This is a genomic window from Aliiruegeria lutimaris, from assembly GCF_900099935.1.
GTDB lineage: Bacteria > Pseudomonadota > Alphaproteobacteria > Rhodobacterales > Rhodobacteraceae > Tropicimonas > Tropicimonas lutimaris.
The window spans coordinates 16,868-35,634 of the sequence record NZ_FNEK01000032.1 but is presented as its reverse complement, the minus strand read 5'-3'; the positions used below and the strand labels follow the sequence as shown (position 1 = coordinate 35,634).

Annotated in this window: 21 protein-coding genes and 1 pseudogene; 10 read left to right on the top strand and 12 right to left on the bottom strand. The window is 63.2% G+C overall.

The window, feature by feature from the left end:
* Nucleotides 1-319: 319 nt before the first annotated feature.
* On the bottom strand, nt 320-1,222 hold the full coding sequence (locus BLR85_RS15520; protein ID WP_093157867.1) for a LysR family transcriptional regulator: 903 nt from the start codon (nt 1,220-1,222) through the stop codon (nt 320-322).
* A 256-nt stretch (nt 1,223-1,478) separates the two neighbouring features.
* On the opposite strand from BLR85_RS15520, the gene BLR85_RS15515 reads away from it, so the two are divergent.
* Genes BLR85_RS15515 through ccmE form a run of 4 tightly spaced genes read left to right on the top strand, consistent with a single transcriptional unit; the run spans nt 1,479 to nt 4,779 of the window.
* On the top strand, nt 1,479-2,384 hold the full coding sequence (locus tag BLR85_RS15515) for a lysophospholipid acyltransferase family protein (protein ID WP_093157865.1): 906 nt from the start codon (nt 1,479-1,481) through the stop codon (nt 2,382-2,384).
* Nucleotides 2,384-3,196 (top strand): glutamate racemase, encoded by an 813-nt coding sequence (locus tag BLR85_RS15510; protein ID WP_093157862.1) that lies wholly within the window; start codon nt 2,384-2,386, stop codon nt 3,194-3,196. The genes BLR85_RS15515 and BLR85_RS15510 overlap by 1 nt, the downstream gene beginning before the upstream one ends.
* A gap of 59 nt (nt 3,197-3,255) precedes the next feature.
* Nucleotides 3,256-4,284, top strand: a complete 1,029-nt coding sequence (argC, locus tag BLR85_RS15505; RefSeq protein ID WP_093157860.1) for an N-acetyl-gamma-glutamyl-phosphate reductase — start codon at nt 3,256-3,258, stop codon at nt 4,282-4,284.
* A 42-nt stretch (nt 4,285-4,326) separates the two neighbouring features.
* Nucleotides 4,327-4,779, top strand: a complete 453-nt coding sequence (ccmE, locus tag BLR85_RS15500) for a cytochrome c maturation protein CcmE (protein WP_093157912.1) — start codon at nt 4,327-4,329, stop codon at nt 4,777-4,779.
* A 58-nt stretch (nt 4,780-4,837) separates the two neighbouring features.
* Here the strand turns inward: ccmE and BLR85_RS15495 are convergent, their stop codons facing one another.
* Nucleotides 4,838-5,554 (bottom strand): LrgB family protein, encoded by a 717-nt coding sequence (locus BLR85_RS15495; protein WP_093157858.1) that lies wholly within the window; start codon nt 5,552-5,554, stop codon nt 4,838-4,840.
* Complete coding sequence (locus BLR85_RS15490) at nt 5,551-5,895, bottom strand: CidA/LrgA family protein (RefSeq protein WP_093157855.1); 345 nt, start codon at nt 5,893-5,895, stop codon at nt 5,551-5,553. The genes BLR85_RS15495 and BLR85_RS15490 overlap by 4 nt, the downstream gene beginning before the upstream one ends.
* A gap of 128 nt (nt 5,896-6,023) precedes the next feature.
* Here BLR85_RS15490 and BLR85_RS15485 point away from each other — a divergent pair, with 128 nt between their 5' ends.
* From BLR85_RS15485 to BLR85_RS29175, 5 genes are read left to right on the top strand one after another with little or no spacing between them, the layout of a single operon-like run.
* Complete coding sequence (locus BLR85_RS15485) at nt 6,024-6,635, top strand: holin-associated N-acetylmuramidase (RefSeq protein WP_093157852.1); 612 nt, start codon at nt 6,024-6,026, stop codon at nt 6,633-6,635.
* Nucleotides 6,626-7,195, top strand: coding sequence for a holin family protein (locus BLR85_RS15480; protein WP_170844593.1), 570 nt, complete (start codon nt 6,626-6,628; stop codon nt 7,193-7,195). Before BLR85_RS15485 ends, BLR85_RS15480 begins: the two co-directional genes overlap by 10 nt.
* A complete protein-coding gene (locus tag BLR85_RS15475) occupies nt 7,182-7,376 on the top strand; it encodes a hypothetical protein (protein WP_093157849.1) in 195 nt (64 codons plus the stop codon). The genes BLR85_RS15480 and BLR85_RS15475 overlap by 14 nt, the downstream gene beginning before the upstream one ends.
* A 15-nt stretch (nt 7,377-7,391) precedes the next feature.
* Nucleotides 7,392-7,817: a hypothetical protein gene (locus BLR85_RS15470; RefSeq protein WP_093157846.1), complete on the top strand. Its 426-nt coding sequence runs from the start codon at nt 7,392-7,394 to the stop codon at nt 7,815-7,817.
* A gap of 28 nt (nt 7,818-7,845) precedes the next feature.
* A complete protein-coding gene (locus BLR85_RS29175; protein ID WP_170844592.1) occupies nt 7,846-8,016 on the top strand; it encodes a hypothetical protein in 171 nt (56 codons plus the stop codon).
* Between the two features lie 72 nt (nt 8,017-8,088).
* Here the strand turns inward: BLR85_RS29175 and gltA are convergent, their stop codons facing one another.
* The gene (gene gltA, locus BLR85_RS15465; protein ID WP_425284486.1) at nt 8,089-9,381 is read right to left on the bottom strand and encodes a citrate synthase; all 1,293 of its coding nucleotides are present in this window, start codon (nt 9,379-9,381) and stop codon (nt 8,089-8,091) included.
* Between the two features lie 76 nt (nt 9,382-9,457).
* The gene (gltX, locus tag BLR85_RS15460; RefSeq protein WP_093157840.1) at nt 9,458-10,876 is read right to left on the bottom strand and encodes a glutamate--tRNA ligase; all 1,419 of its coding nucleotides are present in this window, start codon (nt 10,874-10,876) and stop codon (nt 9,458-9,460) included.
* Nucleotides 10,877-11,118: 242 nt separating this feature from the next.
* Here gltX and BLR85_RS15455 point away from each other — a divergent pair.
* Nucleotides 11,119-13,209 (top strand): annotated as a pseudogene (locus BLR85_RS15455) (ComEC/Rec2 family competence protein).
* 11 nt (nt 13,210-13,220) lie between these two features.
* Here the strand turns inward: BLR85_RS15455 and lexA are convergent.
* The 7 genes from lexA to BLR85_RS15420 all read right to left on the bottom strand — a co-directional run bounded on the left by lexA (nt 13,221) and on the right by BLR85_RS15420 (nt 18,740).
* Complete coding sequence (gene lexA / locus BLR85_RS15450; protein ID WP_093157837.1) at nt 13,221-13,919, bottom strand: transcriptional repressor LexA; 699 nt, start codon at nt 13,917-13,919, stop codon at nt 13,221-13,223.
* Between the two features lie 92 nt (nt 13,920-14,011).
* On the bottom strand, nt 14,012-15,184 hold the full coding sequence (locus tag BLR85_RS15445) for a molybdopterin molybdotransferase MoeA (protein ID WP_093157834.1): 1,173 nt from the start codon (nt 15,182-15,184) through the stop codon (nt 14,012-14,014).
* Nucleotides 15,181-15,657, bottom strand: coding sequence for a cyclic pyranopterin monophosphate synthase MoaC (gene moaC, locus BLR85_RS15440; RefSeq protein WP_093157831.1), 477 nt, complete (start codon nt 15,655-15,657; stop codon nt 15,181-15,183). The genes BLR85_RS15445 and moaC overlap by 4 nt, the downstream gene beginning before the upstream one ends.
* A complete protein-coding gene (gene trpC, locus BLR85_RS15435) occupies nt 15,657-16,481 on the bottom strand; it encodes an indole-3-glycerol phosphate synthase TrpC (RefSeq protein ID WP_093157828.1) in 825 nt (274 codons plus the stop codon). The genes moaC and trpC overlap by 1 nt, the downstream gene beginning before the upstream one ends.
* Nucleotides 16,478-17,146 carry a uracil-DNA glycosylase gene (locus BLR85_RS15430; RefSeq protein WP_093157825.1) on the bottom strand — a complete coding sequence of 223 codons (669 nt, stop codon included), beginning with the start codon at nt 17,144-17,146 and terminating at the stop codon, nt 16,478-16,480. Before BLR85_RS15430 ends, trpC begins: the two co-directional genes overlap by 4 nt.
* Nucleotides 17,143-18,162 carry an anthranilate phosphoribosyltransferase gene (gene trpD, locus BLR85_RS15425; RefSeq protein ID WP_093157822.1) on the bottom strand — a complete coding sequence of 340 codons (1,020 nt, stop codon included), beginning with the start codon at nt 18,160-18,162 and terminating at the stop codon, nt 17,143-17,145. The genes BLR85_RS15430 and trpD overlap by 4 nt, the downstream gene beginning before the upstream one ends.
* The gene (locus BLR85_RS15420; RefSeq protein ID WP_093157819.1) at nt 18,159-18,740 is read right to left on the bottom strand and encodes an anthranilate synthase component II; all 582 of its coding nucleotides are present in this window, start codon (nt 18,738-18,740) and stop codon (nt 18,159-18,161) included. Before BLR85_RS15420 ends, trpD begins: the two co-directional genes overlap by 4 nt.
* Nucleotides 18,741-18,767: the final 27 nt, after the last annotated feature.

Genomic DNA, 18,767 nt, shown 5'->3' with positions numbered 1-18,767 from the left:
AATCCTCCGATTAAATTACGAACACCTTAGCTCAAGAATCGTGGTTTCCAAATGCTGCTTTCGCAGTCATCCAAGTTGAAAATCCATTTCTTCCGCCTCGGAACGCCCGCCGCCTGAGGTGCTTTCGGAACGTGTGAAATGCGCAAAAAAAAGGCCGAGAACAAGTCTCGGTCCAAGTCCAACAGGGAGGTAAAGACGAACAATCAATGTCCGTCGATACCCCAGATTTAGGAAGCCGGGCCGACTTGGACAAGCTCAAAAATGCTGTGGGTGCGAATAGCTGCCATGTATGTGTTGCATGCGCAACGTTACCCGAGCTCTAGTCCTCGTCGCCCTCGCTCCGGCGGCGGGACGCCTGGATTTCCTCGACGATGAAATCGCGGAAGGCAGCGATCCGCTTGGATTGGCGCAGCTCTTCAGGATAGGCAAGGAAAACGGGCACTTCGGCGCTTTCGACCTCGGGCAGAACGCGCACCAGATTCGGAGCGCTCTCGACGATGTAGTTCGGCAGGACGCCGACGCCGAGATGGTTCTGCACGCATTGCAGCACGCCGAAATAGTTGTTCACGTTCAAGCGCGACGTGATTCCGTGGCCCAGAAGCCACTGCACCATCGCCGCGCCGGCTGCGACCTGGGTCGAGGAGGCGCCCTGGCAAATCAGGCGGTGGTTCGCCATCTCGTCGGGCGTCTCGGGCACGCCGTGGTTGTCCACATAGGTCTGCGAGGCGTAAAGCCTCATGCGTACGGTCATCAGGCGCTTGCGGATGAGATCGGCCTGCGAAGGCTCTTTCATCCGGATGGCGACATCGGCTTCCCGCATCGGCAGGTCAAGGACCCGCTCTTCCAACATCAGGTCGATGTTGAGATCGGGGTATTTTCCGTAGAGATGTTCCAGCCGCGGCGCCAGCCAGAGCGAGCCGAAACCATGGGCCGTGGTCACGCGCAATTCGCCGAAGACCTCTTCTTCGGAATCGCGGATGCGGGCGGATGCGGCCTCTAGGCGCTTGCTCATGCCGCTGGTCGCGTCGTACAGCAGTTCCCCTTGCTCCGTCAGGATCAAGCCGCGGGCATGGCGGTGGAAGAGCGTGGTATTGAGGCTTTCTTCGAGAGCGCGGATCTGGCGGGAGACCGCCGACTGGGAAAGATGCAGCGAATCTCCGGCATGGGTGAGGCTGCCGGCGGACGCCACGGCGTGGAAGATTCTAAGCTTGTCCCAGTCCATTTTTGGTTACCCGGTATGTTGTTTGCACTCGTATTCTTGCCGCGCCTTTTTGCATGCTCTGCGTCGAGATCATATCCCCGTTGCAAGAAAAATCCATATCGCGACAGAATGCGTCTCCCCCTGTCGCGATTCGGCACGCATTCGCGCCGTCCGGAAAGCCTCTGCCCAGGTCTCCCAATCGTCGCATCTGCAGCATATATGGTGACAAGGCTCGGTATTCCGAGGTATTTCGCCACGAAACGAGGAGACGACACGAATGCCAGGCCGGCACGTCGCGCGCGACATTACTTATTCCAGTTCCGTCCGGTCGCGTGGCGGACGGGCCTTGGTACGAGTTCTGGAGAACGCAACGGGGCGGATTTCGTTGATCAAGCGCGCCGAGGGCTACGAACACGAAGTCGCAGAGGGCAAGGATTTCTGGGGCGTGATGGTCGCGCGCTATGGGCTGAGCCTCGATGTGATCGGCGGGAGCCTGTCGAATATCCCCACCGAGGGGCCGCTGATCGTCATTGCGAACCACCCCTATGGCATTCTGGACGGGCTGATGATGGGGCATATCCTGTCCATCGTTCGCGGCGATTTCCGGATTCTGGCCAATAACGTGTTTCGAAAGGCAGAAGACCTGAACAAGGTGATCCTGCCGATTTCTTTCGACGAGACCAAGGAAGCCATGCGCGAGAACCTCGCCACCCGGAAGACGGCGTTGAGCTATCTCGACAGCTGCGGCGCAATCGGGGTTTTTCCGGGCGGAACGGTATCGACATCGGCGAAAGTCTACACCCGCCCCATGGATCCCGGCTGGCGCAGCTTCACGGCCAAGATGGTCGCGAAATCGAACGCCACGGTGGTGCCGATCTTCTTCGAGGGCCATAACAGCCGCCTGTTCCAGTTGGCCAGTCATCTGCATTCGACCCTGCGGCTTGCGCTCCTGATAAAGGAGTTCAAGAAACGGGTGGATGAGCCGGTGCGGGTTGTGATCGGCAACCCGATCGACCAAGAACGGCTGCAAGAAAATGTCGGAGATTCGCGGGCGATGATGGATTTCCTGCGTGCCGAAACCTACGCGCTTTCCCCACGACCCTTGAGATCGCTCGATTACGGTTTCGAGTTCGACGAGAAATATCGCGACGAAAAAGGCGAGAAAGGACCTCGGGTATACTGATGGCAGTTGGGATTTTCGACAGCGGCCTGGGCGGATTGACGGTTCTGGATGCGGTGAGCAAGCGTCTGCCCGAGGTTCCCTTCGTTTATTTCGGGGACAATGCGCACGCGCCCTACGGGGTGCGGGACGCCGAAGACGTCTACCAGCTGACCACGTCGGCGGTGGCGCGGATGTGGGAGGAGGGGTGCGACCTTGTCATCCTGGCCTGCAACACGGCTTCGGCAGCGGCGCTTCGGCGGATGCAGGAAAGCTGGGTGCCGACGAACAAGCGCGTGCTCGGCGTGTTCGTGCCCCTGATCGAGGCGATGACGGAGCGGCAATGGGGCGACAACTCCCCGCCGCGCGAAGTGGCCGTTCAGCACGTGGCCCTGTTCGCGACGCCGGCGACGGTGTCCAGCCGGGCCTTCCAGCGCGAACTTGCCTTCCGGGCGATCGGCGTCGACGTGGAGGCGCAGGCCTGCGGAGGCGTTGTGGACGCGATCGAAGATGGTGACCTGATCCTTGCCGAAGCTCTGGTACGCAGCCATGTGGACGCGCTCAAACGAAAGATGCCGCATCCGGAGGCCGCGATTCTCGGCTGCACCCATTATCCGCTGATGGAAGATATCTTTGCCGATGCGCTCGGGCCGGAGGTGAAGGTCTACTCGCAGGCCAATCTCGTGGCCGAGAGCCTTGCCGACTATCTTGGCCGGCATCCCAAGATGCTTGGGGAGGGGCAGAACTCCGTTTTCCTGACGACCGGAAATCCGCGCGTGGTCTCGAACCGTGCCACCCAATTCCTGCGACGAAAGATCGAGTTCGTCTCCGCCTGATTGCGGGGCACCTGAAATCTCGCTAAACCTGCAGCCTTACTCAACTCCCAGGTCCCGACATGACCCATAAAACCGCTATTCTTGGGGCGTCCGGCTATACCGGCGCCGAACTCGTCCGCCTGATTGCAACCCATCCAGGGTTGGAAATCGCAGCCCTGTCCGCCGACCGAAAGGCGGGGATGGAAATGTCGGAGGTCTATCCGCATCTGCGCCATATGGATCTGCCGGTGCTCAAGCGGATCGAGGAACTGGATTTCTCCGAGATCGATATCTGCTTCTGCGCGCTGCCGCATGCCACCAGCCAGGCGGTGATCTCGACCCTGCCTGCGAGCGTGAAGGTCGTGGACCTGAGCGCGGATTTCCGTCTGCGCAATCTCGATGTCTACGAGAAATGGTATGGCAAGCCGCATTCGGCGCCGGAGCTTCAGAAAGAGGCCGTCTATGGCCTCACCGAGTTCTACCGCGAGGAAATCCGGGGCGCACGGCTTGTGGCCGGGACGGGCTGCAACGCCGCAGCCGGGCAATTCTCGCTGATCCCGGCTATCAAGGCCGGTGTGATCGACCTCGATGAAATCATCATCGACATGAAGGTAGGCGTCAGCGGCGCGGGCCGATCTCTCAAGGAGAACCTGCTGCAGGCCGAGTTGGGCGAAAACTGGTATGCCTATGGCATGGGCGGCAAGCACCGCCACCTGGGTGAGTTCGATCAGGAGTTCTCCAAGGCAGCGGGTCGGCCGGTCGAAGTGCAGTTCACGCCGACGCTGGTGCCCGCGAGCCGTGGCATCCTGGCCGCGAGCTATGTGCGCGGAGACGCGGTCGAGATTCATGCCGCGTTGCAGGCGGCCTATGCCGACGAGCCCTTTATCTGCGTGTTGCCCTTTGGGCAGGTGCCGGCGACCAAACATGTGCGCGCGACCAATTTCGTACATATCGGCGTGGTGCAGGAGCGCAAGGCGGGCCGGGCGACGATTTATACGGTTCTGGACAACCTGACCAAGGGTTCGTCTGGACAAGCGGTGCAGAACGCCAATCTTATGTTGGGACATGAGGAAACCGAGGGCTTGATGCTCTCGCCGGTCTATCCGTAAGATCAGGCGTTATTCTCGGGAGGAAACGCGACCATGGCTGGCATGCAAGGCCTGAAGAAGAAGAGACGGATCCAGATCATCCTGGTGGCGTTTCTGGCGCTGGCGGGAAGCACCGCCCTGATCGGTTACGCGATGCGGGACGGGATCAACTATTTCCGCGCGCCGTCCGATGTCGTGGAGGCGCCGCCCGAAGCGCGCGAGACCTTCCGGATCGGCGGGCTTGTCGAGGAGGGTACGCTGGTGCGCGGCGAAGGCGAGACCATCACCTTCAGCGTGACTGATGGCGGAGCCTCGGTGCCGGTTTCCTACACCGGCGTTCTGCCGGACCTGTTTGACGAAGGTCAGGGGATGATTGGCACGGGCAACCTCGTGGACGGTGTTTTCGTGGCAAGCGAGATCCTCGCTCGTCATGACGAGACCTACATGCCGAAAGAGGTGGTGGATGCGCTGAAGGAACAGGGCGTCTACCAGGAAGTGAAAGAAGGCGGTAGCTGAACTGTCCGATAAAATTGAGTTAGGAAGGCCGCGTATTCGATTGGATACGCGGCCTTTTTCAGAATAGGAGGCGCCAGAGGATTGGCAGCAGCAGGGCGGTCGCCAGCGCGTTCAGCCCCATGGCGAGGCCGGCAAAGGCGCCCGCGGTCTCGTTGACCTGAAGCGCGCGGGCGGTGCCGATGCCGTGGCTGGCGGTGCCAATGGCAAGGCCGCGCGCAGGCCAGCCGCGAATCCGGGCGAGATCGAGCAGCAGAGGCCCGAACATGGCGCCGAGGATGCCGGTGACGATGACAAGCACCGCGGTGAGGGACGGAAGGCCACCAAGCTCCTCTGCGATGGCCATGGCGACGGGGGCGGTGACGGATTTGGGGGCGATGGAGGCGAGGATCTCGGAGCTTCCCCCCAGGGCGCGGGCGACGAGGACGGCCGAGACAATGGCCGTGAGCGAGCCGCAGAGCAGGCTGACGCTGATGGCGAGCGCGGATGCGCGCACGCGGTGCCACTGCCGGAAGAGCGGGATGGCGAGGGAGACTGTGGCCGGGCCGAGCAGGAAATGGACGAATTGCGCGCCTTCGAAATAGGTGCCGTAATCGGTGCCGGTTGCCACCAGGACCGCCACGACGAGGAGCACCGCGCCAAGCACCGGGTTCAGCAGCGGATTGCGCCCGCCCCGTTCGAAGAGCCAGGAAGCGGCCTGGAAAGCAACCAGTGTCAGGGTCAGGTGAAAGAGCGGTGAGGCGCTGAGATAGACCCAGGTTTCCTGAAGGTTCGTCATTTGGCGTCCCCCTTGGCCAGCCAGTGCATCATCGCCCCGGTGACAAGGATGGTGAGCAATGTGCTGACCACGAGGCCGAGGCCGAGCGGTAGAAGAGCGTCGCCCAACAACTGGAAATGCAGCATTACGCCTGTGCCGGCCGGAACAAAGAGCAGCGACATGGCGCGTTGCAATCCCCCCGCCACGCTCCCCAGCCCTTCGGGCACGGCGCCGCGGCGCATCAGCCAGCCAAACAGAAGGACCATGCCGAGGACCGGTCCGGGAATTGGCAAGGCCAAGGCGCCCACGGCCATTTCCCCGAGCAATTGGCAGGCAAAAATAAGTGTCAGATATCCCGGCATTTTGTCTCCTGATCGCTTGCGTGCCGCCCCCCCCCCCGTATCAAGGGCGGGCGCACGCAGTGGTTTACTCTTCTTAAACACTTTGGCGCAGCTTTCGTCCTATCCAATTGTGCCGGGGAACAGGCTCCATGAAAAACATTGAGGCAATTGCACATGAAATCGTCGCCCGCGAGGGTGGCTTCGTGAACGATCCCGATGATCCGGGGGGCGCCACGAAATATGGCGTGACGATCGGCACCATGCGCCGACTGGGACTGGATCTCGACGGGGATGGGCGGGTCACCGTTGCGGATGTCCGAAAGTTGGATCGAAAAACGGCAAAAAACATCTTTATCGAGCATTATTTCCGTCGCCCGCGCATTGCCGAACTGCCCGAATGCCTGCACGCCAGTGTGTTCGACATGTATGTCAACGCAGGCTCCAACGCGGTGAAGATCCTGCAGCGACTGCTTTGCCAGATTGGCGAGGAGGTTGCGGTGGACGGTGCCATCGGGCCGCAGACCCTCGCCGCAGCCGACAGCGCCGCGCGCAAGGCGCCGGAGCATCTGGCCGATGCATACGGAATCGCCCGCCGGAACTACTACTACGCCCTGGCCGATCGTCGGCCGTCGAGCCGGAAATATGCCCGCCGTCGCGACGGCGGAAAGGGTGGCTGGATCCGGCGGTCGGAGGAGTTCATCTCCCCCCGGTTCCACCTGAGCGAGAACGAACACAAGACACGGGTGGCGCAATGGGGGTGATCGGCGAGCTAGTCTCGACCCTGTTCGGGAGCGGGCGGAATGTCGTGGCGGAGACGGTGGATGTGTTTCGCGAAAACGCGGAAAACGGCGCTAAGCGGGATACGGAACAGGTTCAGGCCGCGCTGACCCAATTTGCGGCGGAATTCGCTTTCGAGCAGAAATCCAACTTTGACAAGGTGATCGACGGCCTGAACCGGATTCCGCGCCCGGCGATGGCACTGGGCACGCTTGGCCTTTTCGTGTCGGCAATGGTCGATCCGATCTGGTTTGCTTCGCGCATGCAGGGGATCGCGTTGGTTCCGGAGCCTCTCTGGTGGCTGCTGGGGGCGATCGTCGGCTTCTATTTCGGCGCGCGCCACCAGGCGAAGGGGCAGGATTTTCAACGCTCCATCGCGACGACGCTCGCCCGCGCGGGGCAGGTGACGCAGGGCATCTCGGTGCTTCGGGCGTTGCAGTCCGGCTTGGGCGCGGAAGTGGTCCAACCAGCCGAGACAAATGTGATCGGGGGCAATTTCCTAGAAAATGCCGCGCTTGCGGAGTGGAAGAATGCCCATTCCTGACGATTTCTGGATCTCCTTGGCCACGGAACATGGGCCGTGGGTGCTTCTGGTTTTCTACCTGCTGTTCCGGGACCATCAGAAGGATGATGCAACCCGGAGCATCCTGAACCGAAATACCGAGATCATCGTGGAAATCACCACCTTGATACGTGAGCGCCTGCCGCGCGACCGCGTGAGCTGAGAGGAGACCGGGATTTTGAAACAAGCTCTTTCGATTTATGTTCTTGTCCTCGCGGGGACGCATTTGGCCTTCCTGCTTCAGGGCTATGTGGGCACGGCCGAAATCCTTTTTGGAGCGATGACGATCATGGCGCTGATGATTTCCACCATTTTCCTCTGGCTCTGGGGGATGCGGATGTCGCCGTTGTCGCTGGGAATGGCTTTCTCCTGGGCCGGTTCGGCAATGGTCATGGGCTGGTGGTGGCTATCGGCCCAGCTTGGGCGATCGGCCTGGATGAACGAGAACGAACTGCTGCTGCTGTTGATGGGGCTGCTGATGACCGGAGCGGTGTTGCATTTCGAGGTGTTGGAAACCTCCTTTGGCTATCGCCGCGGTGCATTCCTTTTTCCGGTGGCAGGGGCTCTACTGTTTTCAAGCCTGCTTCTTGCTCTGGTGGGGTGAGACGGTCGTGTCTGATGGAGGCAAAAGCATGTTTTTCGGCCGCACGGCCGGCGCGCTTCGGCGGCTTGGCGCAGCAAGCTTCAAGCTTCTCCGAAAACTGCTTCTGGGGCGCCGTTTCATTCACTCGTTGGAGCAGAACCGGGAGGCGGCAGATCGTCTCGATACCGCGCTCAAGGAAATCTTCGAGCAGCCGCACTGACGCATCGCCCTACAGTAAAAGGAAAAAGGCCGGGGAATTCCCCGGCCTTTCGTGTTTTATCTGTGCTTGGGCTTAGCCGCGCTGATCGACCGGAACGTAGTCGCGGTGCGGGGCTCCGGTGTAGAGCTGGCGCGGGCGACCGATCTTGTGTGCCGGATCGGACAGCTGCTCGTGCCACTGCGAGATCCAGCCGACCGTCCGCGAGAGCGCGAAGATCGGCGTGAACATCGAGGTCGGGAAGCCCATCGCTTCGAGGATGATCCCGGAGTAGAAGTCCACGTTCGGGAACAGCTTCTTCTCGGAGAAATACGGGTCGGCGATGGCCTGGGCTTCCAGTTCCTTGGCGACCTGAAGCGTCGGGTTGTCCTCGATGCCGAGAAGGTCGAGCACTTCGTCCGCGGATTGCTTCATGACCTTCGCACGCGGGTCGAAGTTCTTGTAGACGCGGTGGCCGAAGCCCATCAGGCGGAACGGATCGTTCTTGTCCTTGGCGCGGGCGATGAACTCGGGGATCCGGTCGACGGAGCCGATCTCGCGCAGCATTTCAAGGCAGGCCTGGTTGGCACCGCCATGGGCCGGACCCCAGAGACAGGCCGCGCCGGCAGCGATACAGGCGAACGGGTTGGCGCCCGACGAGGAGGCGAGGCGAACGGTCGAGGTCGACGCGTTCTGCTCGTGGTCGGCATGCAGCGTGAAGATACGGTCCATGGCGCGGGCCAGGATCGGGTTCACCTTGTACTCTTCCGCCGGGACCGAGAAGCACATGTTGAGGAAGTTGGACGCGTAATCCAGCTTGTTGTTCGGATACACGAAGGGCTGGCCGATCGAGTACTTGTAGGCCCAGGCCACGATGGTCGGCATCTTGGCGATCAGGCGGATCGAGGCCACTTCGCGCTGCCACGGATCGGTGATGTCGGTGGAGTCGTGGTAGAAGGCCGACATCGCGCCCATAACGCCGACGATGATCGCCATCGGGTGCGCGTCGCGGCGGAAACCGCGATAGAAATAGACCATCTGGTCGTGCAGCATCGTGTGACGGATCACGCGACTCTCGAAATCTTCCATCTGTGCCCGGGTCGGCAGCTCCCCGTAGAGAAGCAGGTAGCAGACCTCGAGGTAATGGCTGTCGGCGGCCAGCTGGTCGATCGGGTAGCCGCGGTGCAGCAATTCACCCTTTTCGCCGTCGATGAATGTGATGGTGGACTCGCAGGCCGAGGTCGAGGTGAAACCCGGGTCGTGGGTGAACACATCGCCTTCGGCGTAGAGTTTGCGGATGTCCAAAACGTCTGGGCCCAGTGTGGGGGAATAAATCGGCAGTTCGAGCGTCTTGTCGTCGAACGTGAGCGTCGCTTTTCTATCAGTCATTGACATCCCTCTCTGACTTCGCCCGGCCAAGGTTATTCCTTGTTGGGCACGGCTTAACCAAATGCGGGCCGGTGGATTACTCCCCCGCTCGGCCCGCGGCATCCTCTATCCGGTCAAGGGTTTCCTCCCGACCGATAACGAGCATCATGTCGAAGACGCTCGGTGTCACCGTGCGCCCGGCGAGGGCGGCACGCAAGGGTTGGGCGATCTTGCCCAGCTTGAGTTCCTTGTCCTCCGCGAACCCGGAAACTGCCTCCTCCAACCCATTGCGCGACCAGCTAGCATTTTGCAGGTGCGGCGTCAATTCTCCCAGTATACCACGGGATACCGGATCCAGACTCTTCGCGGCCTTCTCATCGGGCTCAAACGGACGATCCCCCAGGATGAAGTAAGCCTTTTCAATGAGTTCTCCGAAAGTCTTCGCGCGCTCCTTGAGGCAGTACATTCCGCGCGACAGGCCATCTTTCTTTTCGTCAGCAAGTTTTTCAGCGCCGGTAGCGTCCAGGTAGGCGAGAATTTCGGTCACCAGATCGGAATCTTCTGCAGCTGCAATATGCTGCCCGCACAGATTCTCGAGTTTCTTGAAGTCGAACCGCGCGGCGGACTTGTTGATTCCGTCGAGGTCGAACCATTCGAGCGCCTGCGCATCGGTGAAGAACTCGTCATCGCCGTGGCTCCAGCCCAGCCGCGCGAGGTAGTTGCGCATGCCGGCGGCCGGGTAGCCCATCTTCTGGTATTCCTCGACACCGGTCGCTCCGTGCCGCTTGGAGAGCTTCTTGCCGTCTGGCCCGAGGATCAGCGGGATATGCGCATAGACGGGCAATTCCCAGCCCATGGCGGCATAGATCAGCGACTGGCGCGCAGCATTGGCGAGGTGGTCATCGCCGCGGATGACATGGGTCACGCCCATATCCACGTCATCGACAACCACGGCGAGCATGTAGGTCGGCGTGCCATCCGATCGCAGCATGATCATGTCGTCCAGTTCGGCGTTCTTGAAGGTCACCTTGCCCTGCACCTGATCGTCGATCACGGTTTCGCCTTCGCGCGGGGCCTTGATGCGCACGACATAGGGCGCATCGGGGAAGGTCGCCGAATCGGCATCCCGCCAGGGCGAGCGAAACAGGGTGGATTTGCCTTCGGCGCGGGCTGCGTCCCGGAAGGCCGCGATTTCTTCCTGCGTCGAGAAGCACTTGTAGGCACCACCATTTTCCAACAACGTATGGGCCACTTCCGCGTGACGCTCGACGCGCTCGAACTGGCTCACGGCATCGCCATCCCAGTCCAGCCCGAGCCAGCGCATTCCCGCAAGAATCGCATCCGTGGCTTCCGGCGTGGAGCGTTCACGGTCGGTATCTTCGATCCGCAGAAGGAATTTCCCGCCGCGTCCGCGCGCGTAGAGCCAGTTGAACAGCGCCGTGCGCGCCGTACCGATATGCATGAAGCCCGTTGGCGAGGGAGCGATGCGGGTGACTACCTGTTTGGCTTCAGCCATGAATCCTGTCTGCCTTTCGATCTTTCGAGCGTTCAAGTTTCTGAAGTTGCAGGATGAATCCGGCTTCGTTCCTCGCGCCCATGTCTTTTGGTCGAGCAAGCTATAATCGCTTGGTATGTCGAAGGAAAGAGCGCCGGTCGTCACAGATTTCCTGCTCCTCGCCGCGGGTGCCGGACAGGACGGCCGGGCGCCGCGGAGAGCTGTTAATCCTTTGGTAACCGTGATCGCCCAAGGGTGGGGCGATGTATGCGGAACCCTTCCCCGGGGCGCTGTCTGACCGCCCAGCAGCCACGCGGCTATGGATCTCCGGGGCGCTTCTGGCGCAGCGGGGGCACCTGCTGCTTTGGGTGCCGATCTGCCTCTCCATCGGGATCGGCGCCTGGTTCTCGCTCCCGAACGAGCCTGCGACCGGTTTCTACTGGATCTGCGCGGCAATAGGGCTGGTAATGGCTGGTCTCGGACTGCTTGGCGGCGAGCATGTCGCGCCGGTGTTCTGGGGCGCGACATTGATCCTGATCGGGGCATTGCTGGCTGGTGCACGGGCGCATTCGGTGGCCGAACCCGTGCTGGGTTTCCGGTATTACGGCCCCGTTCAGGGGCGGATCGTTGATATCGATCGCTCTGCCTCCGACAAGCTGCGCCTCACGCTCGATCAGGTCGTTCTGGAAGATGTCCGCCCGGAGCGCGTGCCGGCGCGGGTGCGGGTGTCCCTGCATGGCGACGGCCCGCACGTGACGCCCGAGCCCGGACTGACCGTCATCCTGACCGGGCACCTGTCTCCGCCCAACGGACCGGTCGAGCCCGGTGGCTTCGATTTCCGCCGCCTCGCATGGTTCGAGCAACTCGGCGCGGTCGGCTACACGCGGAACCCCGTTCTGGCGCTTGCGCCGGCCGAGCAAGGACGGGCGGGCCTCGCCGTGTTCCGCCTGCGGATCGCCATCAGCGAATGGGTGCGGGCGCGCATTCCCGGGGCGGCTGGCGCCTTTGCCGCAGTGATCCTCACCGGCGACCGATCCGCGATGCCGCGCGAAAGCGTGGAGGCGCTGCGGGCAACGAACATGGCGCATTTGCTCGCCATATCCGGGCTTCATATGGGGCTGCTCACCGGCGTCGTCTTTGCCGGCCTGCGGGGCGGTATGGCGCTATTTCCCTGGTTCGCCCTGCGTTTCCCGACCAAGAAGATCGCCGCCTTTGGCGCGCTTCTGGCTGGCGCGGCCTACCTGACGCTCTCCGGCAGCGCGGTGTCGACCGAGCGGGCCTTTATCATGGTTTCGGTGATGTTGGTGGCGGTGCTTCTGGAGCGGCGGGCGATCTCTCTGCGCTCCGTGGCCATCGCGGCGAGCCTGATCCTCGTTGTCGCGCCCGAAGCGCTGTTTGGCGCCGGATTCTAGATGTCCTTTGCCGCCACCACCGCGCTTGTCGCCGCTTTCGGCCTGTTGCGCGATCATCGTGACCGGCTGCCGAGGCTGCCACGCTGGCTTGCCCCTATAATGGCCGTGGTGCTCTCTTCTGCCGTGGCGGGGGCCGCGACCGCGCCGTTCGGGGCGGCGCATTTCAACCGGATCGCCGATTATGGGCTAATCGCGAACCTGCTGTCGGTGCCGTTGATGGGGGCGCTCATCATGCCGGCGGCGGTCGCGGCTGCGCTGTTGGGACCGCTTGGCCTGGCATGGTTGCCGCTTCAGGTCATGCGTTTCGGGCTGGAATGGATCCTGCTGGTGGCCGATAGGATTTCCGCCATCGAGGGCGCGGTAACCTATGTTGTCGCACCCGGTCCCTGGGTGCTGCCCGGCCTCAGTTTCGGTTTCCTTATGCTCATCATCTGGCGCGGGGCAGGGCGCTGGCTGGGCCTGTTGCCGATCCTCGCGGCCGCTTTCCTTTGGCTTCAGGCAGAGCGGCCACCGATCCTGATCGCCGAGACGGGCGGGCTTGTCGGTGTCATGGGCGAGGGCGGCCGGGTTCTGTCCAAGCCGCGTGGCGACGGGTTCGCGGCTGGAAACTGGCTCGAAAACGATGGAGATGGCGCGGATCAGGAGCAGGCGGCCGCACGGGAGGGCGTCACCGGCCCGCGTGGAATGCGGCGGACCGAGGTCGCGGGAACCCGCATCCTCGCCCTGTCAGGGGTGAAAGCGGCAGAGGCTTTCAGCGGGCGCTGCGAGGCCGAAGTGATCGTCGCCAACACGCCACTGGCCGGCCGTCCCTCTGGCCCCTGCCTTGTCTTCGACGCGCCAGCTCTGCGCGAAAGCGGCGCGGTGGCGATCTGGACGGACCCGGACGGGCTGCGCGTCGAGACGGTCGCCGAAACGTCCGGTCAGCGGCTCTGGACCCGCTGACCCTTTGAAGATCAGTTCAAATAGCTGCGGATCAACCCGACCAGTCGCCCCTGAACCTTCACCTGGTCATCGCGCAGAATGCGCGGCTCATAGGCCGGGTTGGCGGCTTCAAGCGCGATCATCTTGCCCTTGCGGCGGAAACGCTTCAGCGTCGCCTCGCTCGACTCCACCACCAGCGCCACCACGATATCGCCGTCATCGGCCGTGTTCTGCTCGCGGATCACGACGATATCGCCGTCGTTGATCCCGGCATCGATCATCGAATCCCCGCGCACCTCGAGCGCGTAATGCTTGCCAGAACCGATCATCTGCCCCGGCACGGCGACGGTATGGCTGATCTGGCTGATGGCCTCGATCGGAACACCGGCCGCGATCCGGCCCATCACCGGAAGCTCCGTCGCGTGCACCTCGACAGGTATCGCCCCGTTCGGCACTCGTCCGCTATCGGGTAAATCTCCGTTGATCACGGTCGGGGTGAAACCCTTGGCCAGCATCGAGTCCGGCAATTTCACGATCTCGATGGCACGCGCCCGGTGGGCGAGGCGGCGGATGAACCCTCGTTCCTCCAGCGCGGTGATCAGGCGGTGAATGCCGGATTTCGAGCGCAGGTCCAGCGCATCCTTCATCTCGTCGAAGGAGGGCGGCACGCCGTCACGCTGCACGCGCTTGTGGATGAACTCCAGAAGATCGAGTTGTTTCTTCGTCAGCATGGCAGGCCCTCGCTCGGTTCCCAACAGGCGCGAAATGACGCGCGTTTACGGGATGTTCTGCCAGTGTTCACGTTTTGTGTCAACCGTCCCGCTCAAAGCGGGACGATTTCGACCTCCTCGCCGGCCTGTCGCGGCCCATCCTCGGCGGGGCGAACCAGCAGCGCATTCGCGTCCGCCAGAATGGTCAGAAGCGCGGAGTCCTGCCGTTCGAAAGCAGTAACGATTCCATCCTTCACCTTGGCGCGCATGTAATGTTCGCGCGGGCCGTTCGCCGCGACGTCACTTCCCAGTACCGCCTTTTGCCGTGGCGCCTGCGCCCGTCCGAGGCCCAGCATGGAGCACAGCATCGGCAGAATGAAAAGATGGCCGCAAACCATTGCGGAAACGGGGTTTCCGGGCAGGCCAATCATGGCTGCTCCGTTCAAGCGACCGGCCATGAGCGGCTTTCCGGGCCGCATGGCGACCTTGTAGAAGGCACGTTCCATGCCAAGATCGCCCGCGACCTTGCCAACGATGTCAAGATCGCCCACCGAGGCACCACCGATGGTGACCAGAAGGTCCGCGCCCTCGGCCAGCGCAAAGGCCGCGCGCAGGCTCGCTTCCGTGTCGCGCGCGATCGGCAACATCCGCACCTCGGCCCCCTCGGCCTCGAACATCGCCTTCAATCCGAAGGAATTGGAGGCAACGATCTGATCGGGTTTCGGCACCTCGCCGGGCATGACCAACTCGTCTCCCGTTGCCAGAAGCGCCACCACGGGGCGGCGGCGCACCACCAGTTCGGGCACGTTCATCGCCGCCGCAAGCGCCACATCGCCCGGCACAAGCCGTCTGGGGGCTTCGATCCGGTCTCCGGGGCGGAAATCGCCCCCGGCGGGGCGGATATTGTCGCTATGGGCGTCGGGATCGGTGATGATGATCCGGTCGCCGTCTCGGCGGACATTCTCCTGAATGACGATGAAATCCGCGCCTTCGGGGACGACGCCGCCGGTAAAGATCCGGACCGCCTGTCCGGGGCCGACCGACCCTTCAAAGGCACATCCCGCCGGGGCAGCGCCGATCACGTCGAAACCGGCATCCTGTGCCAGATCGTCCCTGCGGATCGCGTAGCCATCCATTGCGGAGGCCGCGAAGGGAGGTTGCAGGCGCCTCGCGACGATCGGCTCGGCCAGGACACGGCCCGCGGCCGCCTGCAGCGGTACGGTCTCGGTCTCCACCACCTCGGCAAGAGCGAGAACCTTTTCCAGCGCTTCGCGAACCGGGATCATGGCGCGGCCTCGTAGCGGCCGGACTTGCCGCCATCCTTGAGCGTCACCCGGACACCGCCGATCTCCATGCTCTTCTCCACGGCCTTCAGCATGTCATAGACGGTCAGCGCGGCGGTCGAGACCGCCGTCAGCGCTTCCATCTCGACGCCGGTCTGGCCGGTCGTCTTCACGGTTGCCGAAATTCGCACTCCGGGCAGGTCCGCATCCGGAACAAGTTCCACCGACACCTTGGTGATCGGCAGCGGGTGGCAGAGAGGGATCAACTCGGAGGTCTTCTTGGCCCCCATGATCCCGGCGAGGCGGGCAATGCCCAGCACGTCGCCTTTCTTGGAGGTGCCGGCCTCGACATGGGCCAGAGTCTCGGGAAGCATCTTTACCCAGCCCTCGGCCACGGCGACCCGCGATGTCACGGCCTTGTCCGAGACATCGACCATATGCGCCTGTCCAGACGCGTCGAAATGCGTGAGCGCCATTACATACCCCCACCGTGGGCGGCGGTCAGCGGGTTGGCGAGAAGCTCCCGCGTGGCCTGCTCCACGTCATCCTTGCGCATCAGGCTCTCGCCGATCAGGAAGCAGCGCGCGCCATACATGGCCAGCTCGGCCAGCTCCTTCGGTCCGGTCAGGCCGCTCTCAGAGACAATCAGCCGATCTTCCGGGATATGCTTGATCAGGCTGCGCGTGGTGTCGAGCGTGGTCTCGAAAGTGTTCAGGTCGCGGTTGTTGATGCCGATCAGGCGGGATTTCAGCGCCACCGCGCGGTCCAGTTCTGCGCGGTTATGCACCTCGATCAGCGCGTCCATGCCCCACTCGGCGGCGGCGGCTTCCAGCTCGGCGGCCTGATCGTCCGAGACCGAAGCCAGGATGATCAGGATGCAGTCGGCCCCGAGCGCGCGGGCCTCGGCGACCTGGTAGGTGTCGTACATGAAATCCTTGCGCAGCACCGGCAGCGACACCGCCTCGCGCGCCGCCATCAGGAAGGCGTCGTCTCCCTGGAAGGACGGCCCGTCGGTCAGCACCGAAAGGCAGGTCGCCCCGCCTTTCTCATAGGCTTCGGCCAGCGCGGGCGGGTTGAAATCCTCGCGGATCAACCCCTTGGAGGGGCTTGCTTTCTTGATCTCGGCAATCAGGCCATAGCCGGTCTGGATCGACTTGGCGAGGGCATTCGCAAAGGGACGCACGCGCGGCGCGGACTTGGCGGCGGCCTCGATCTCTTCGAGCGGGCGGGCCTCCTTGCAGGCAGCGATATGTTCCAGTTTGTAGGCCTTGATCTTCTCAAGAATTGTCGGCGTGCTCATGCGGCCTCCGGGGTCATCCAATTGATAGGGGTATGGCCGCGGTCCTGCAGCCAGTTATTCGCGCGTGAAAAGGGACGGGAGCCGAAAAAACCACGGCTTGCAGACAGGGGCGAGGGATGGGCGGTCTCGATCCGGAGATGATGTTCGCCCCGCAGGGATTTCGCCGCGGCCTTCTGGGCCGGGCGGCCCCAGAGCAGGAAGACGCGCGGGGTGTCCGAGAGCCGCTCCAGCACCTGCGCGGTGAGCGTCTGCCAGCCGAGCGCCTTGTGCCCGTTGGCCTCGCCCGCCGGCACGGTCAGCACCGCGTTGAGCAACAGCACGCCTTGCCGGGCCCAGAAACGGAGATCCGCATTGTCCGGCGCGTCGCCAAGGTCGGCCCGCATCTCCTTGTAGATATTGCCGAGCGACCGGGGCAGGGGGCGCACATCCGCTTCGGCAGAAAAGGCCAACCCATGCGCGTGGCCGGGCGTCGGGTAGGGATCCTGCCCGAGGATAACCACGCGGGTCTGCTCCGGTTGGGTCATCTCGAGCGCGGCAAAGATCCGTTCGGGCGCGGGCAGCACCTGTCGCTGCTCCGCTTCCAGCGCGTCGGCAATGGCCGGCAGGTCCTCCCGGAAGAAAGGCAGCTCGGCCCAGGCCCCGATATGCGTCGTCCCGAGGGTCATCCGGCAGCGGAGGTAAGCGCGGCCAGCGCGGTGATCTTGCCCTTGGCCGCTCCGCTGTCGATGGAGGCGCGTCCCATCTCGACGCCCTCCTCAAGGTCTCTTGCGACACCCGCCACCACCAGCGCGGCAGCGGTGTTGAGCAGGACCGCGTCGCGGTAAGCGCCCGGCGCGCCCGCCAGAAGCGCGGCAAAGGCCTTGCCGTTTTCCTCGGGCGTGCCGCCCAGGATGGCCTCGAACGGGTGCACGGGCAGGCCGGCATCTTCGGGCGAGACTTCGCGGTCGGTCACCACGCCATCCTTCAGTTCGGCCACCCAGGAAGGGCCGGCGATGGACAACTCGTCGGTGCCGTCGGAGCCATGCACCAGCCAGGCGGCTTCAGAGCCGAGCGAGGCCAGCGTCTCGGCCATGGGCCGGATCAGGTCTTTCGAGAAAGCGCCGGTCAGCTGTCGCTTGACGCCGGCGGGGTTGGTGAGCGGCCCGAGCACGTTGAAGATCGTCCGCGTGCCAAGCTCGGTGCGTGTCGGCATGACGTGGCGCATCGCCGGGTGATGCATCGGCGCCATCATGAAGGCGATGCCGACCTCGGCCAGCGCCTTGTTCACCACGTCGACGCCAACCATCACGTTGATGCCCATCTGGCTGAGCGCGTCGGCCGCGCCGGATTTGGAGCTGAGGTTCCGGTTGCCATGCTTGGCCACCGGAACGCCCGCGCCGGCCACGACAAAGGCGGTCGCGGTGGAGATATTCAGAGTGCCCTTTCCGTCGCCGCCGGTACCGACGATATCCATCGCGCCTTCGGGGGCGGTAACAGCATTACACTTGGCGCGCATCACGCGGGCGGCGGCGGCGATCTCCTCGACCGTCTCGCCACGCGTGCGCAGCGCCATCAGGAAGCCGCCAACCTGGCTCGGCGTCGCCTCGCCTTCGAACAGCGCGTCAAAGGCGGCCTCGGCCTCTGTCGCGGTCAGCGGGCGGTCGGCGGCGAGGCCGATCAGGGGTTTGAGTTTGTCGCTCATGCCGGCACCTTCATGCGGTTGAGGAAATTGCCAAGCATCTTGTGACCATGTTCGGACCGGATGCTCTCTGGATGGAACTGCACACCCTCGATCGGCAGGCTCTTGTGCCGCAGCCCCATGATGGTGCCGTCCTCGAGCCAGGCAGACACTTCAAGGCAATCGGGCAGGCTCTCGCGCTCCACTACCAGCGAGTGATAACGAGTTGCCTGGAAAGGACCGTCGATCCCCTCGAACACGCCGCGCCCGTCATGGTGGATATGGCCCATCTTGCCATGCACGATCTCGTGGCAGCGGATTACCCTGCCACCGAAGGCCTCACCGATGGTCTGGTGCCCGAGGCAAACGCCCAGGAGCGGCACACCCGCCTCGGCGGCGGTCTTGGTCAGCGGCAGGCAGATGCCGGCCTGCGCCGGATCGCAGGGGCCGGGGCTGAGGATGATAGCCTCGGCGCCCAGACCCATGGCCTGCTGCACGTCCAGAGCATCGTTTCGCCAGACCTGCACATCGGCGCCAAGCTCGCCCAGATAATGGACGAGATTATAGGTAAAGCTGTCATAATTATCGATCAGTAGCAGCATAGCGTCAGGTCCGAGCAATAGGGGGTG

Coding starts and splice junctions, on each gene's coding strand:
- BLR85_RS15480 (WP_170844593.1), top strand. CDS start 6,626: ATGGGGGTGATCGGCGAGCTAGTCTCGACCCTGTTCGGGAGCGGGCGG.
- BLR85_RS15510 (WP_093157862.1), top strand. CDS start 2,384: ATGGCAGTTGGGATTTTCGACAGCGGCCTGGGCGGATTGACGGTTCTG.
- BLR85_RS15495 (WP_093157858.1), bottom strand. CDS start 5,554: ATGACGAACCTTCAGGAAACCTGGGTCTATCTCAGCGCCTCACCGCTC.
- argC (WP_093157860.1), top strand. CDS start 3,256: ATGACCCATAAAACCGCTATTCTTGGGGCGTCCGGCTATACCGGCGCC.
- BLR85_RS15430 (WP_093157825.1), bottom strand. CDS start 17,146: ATGACCCTCGGGACGACGCATATCGGGGCCTGGGCCGAGCTGCCTTTC.
- gltA (WP_425284486.1), bottom strand. CDS start 9,381: ATGACTGATAGAAAAGCGACGCTCACGTTCGACGACAAGACGCTCGAA.
- trpD (WP_093157822.1), bottom strand. CDS start 18,162: ATGAGCGACAAACTCAAACCCCTGATCGGCCTCGCCGCCGACCGCCCG.
- BLR85_RS15420 (WP_093157819.1), bottom strand. CDS start 18,740: ATGCTGCTACTGATCGATAATTATGACAGCTTTACCTATAATCTCGTC.
- BLR85_RS15475 (WP_093157849.1), top strand. CDS start 7,182: ATGCCCATTCCTGACGATTTCTGGATCTCCTTGGCCACGGAACATGGG.
- BLR85_RS15490 (WP_093157855.1), bottom strand. CDS start 5,895: ATGCCGGGATATCTGACACTTATTTTTGCCTGCCAATTGCTCGGGGAA.
- BLR85_RS29175 (WP_170844592.1), top strand. CDS start 7,846: ATGTTTTTCGGCCGCACGGCCGGCGCGCTTCGGCGGCTTGGCGCAGCA.
- lexA (WP_093157837.1), bottom strand. CDS start 13,919: ATGCTGACGAAGAAACAACTCGATCTTCTGGAGTTCATCCACAAGCGC.
- moaC (WP_093157831.1), bottom strand. CDS start 15,657: ATGGCGCTCACGCATTTCGACGCGTCTGGACAGGCGCATATGGTCGAT.
- BLR85_RS15485 (WP_093157852.1), top strand. CDS start 6,024: ATGAAAAACATTGAGGCAATTGCACATGAAATCGTCGCCCGCGAGGGT.
- BLR85_RS15515 (WP_093157865.1), top strand. CDS start 1,479: ATGCCAGGCCGGCACGTCGCGCGCGACATTACTTATTCCAGTTCCGTC.
- gltX (WP_093157840.1), bottom strand. CDS start 10,876: ATGGCTGAAGCCAAACAGGTAGTCACCCGCATCGCTCCCTCGCCAACG.
- BLR85_RS15520 (WP_093157867.1), bottom strand. CDS start 1,222: ATGGACTGGGACAAGCTTAGAATCTTCCACGCCGTGGCGTCCGCCGGC.
- BLR85_RS15445 (WP_093157834.1), bottom strand. CDS start 15,184: ATGATCCCGGTTCGCGAAGCGCTGGAAAAGGTTCTCGCTCTTGCCGAG.
- trpC (WP_093157828.1), bottom strand. CDS start 16,481: ATGAGCACGCCGACAATTCTTGAGAAGATCAAGGCCTACAAACTGGAA.
- ccmE (WP_093157912.1), top strand. CDS start 4,327: ATGCAAGGCCTGAAGAAGAAGAGACGGATCCAGATCATCCTGGTGGCG.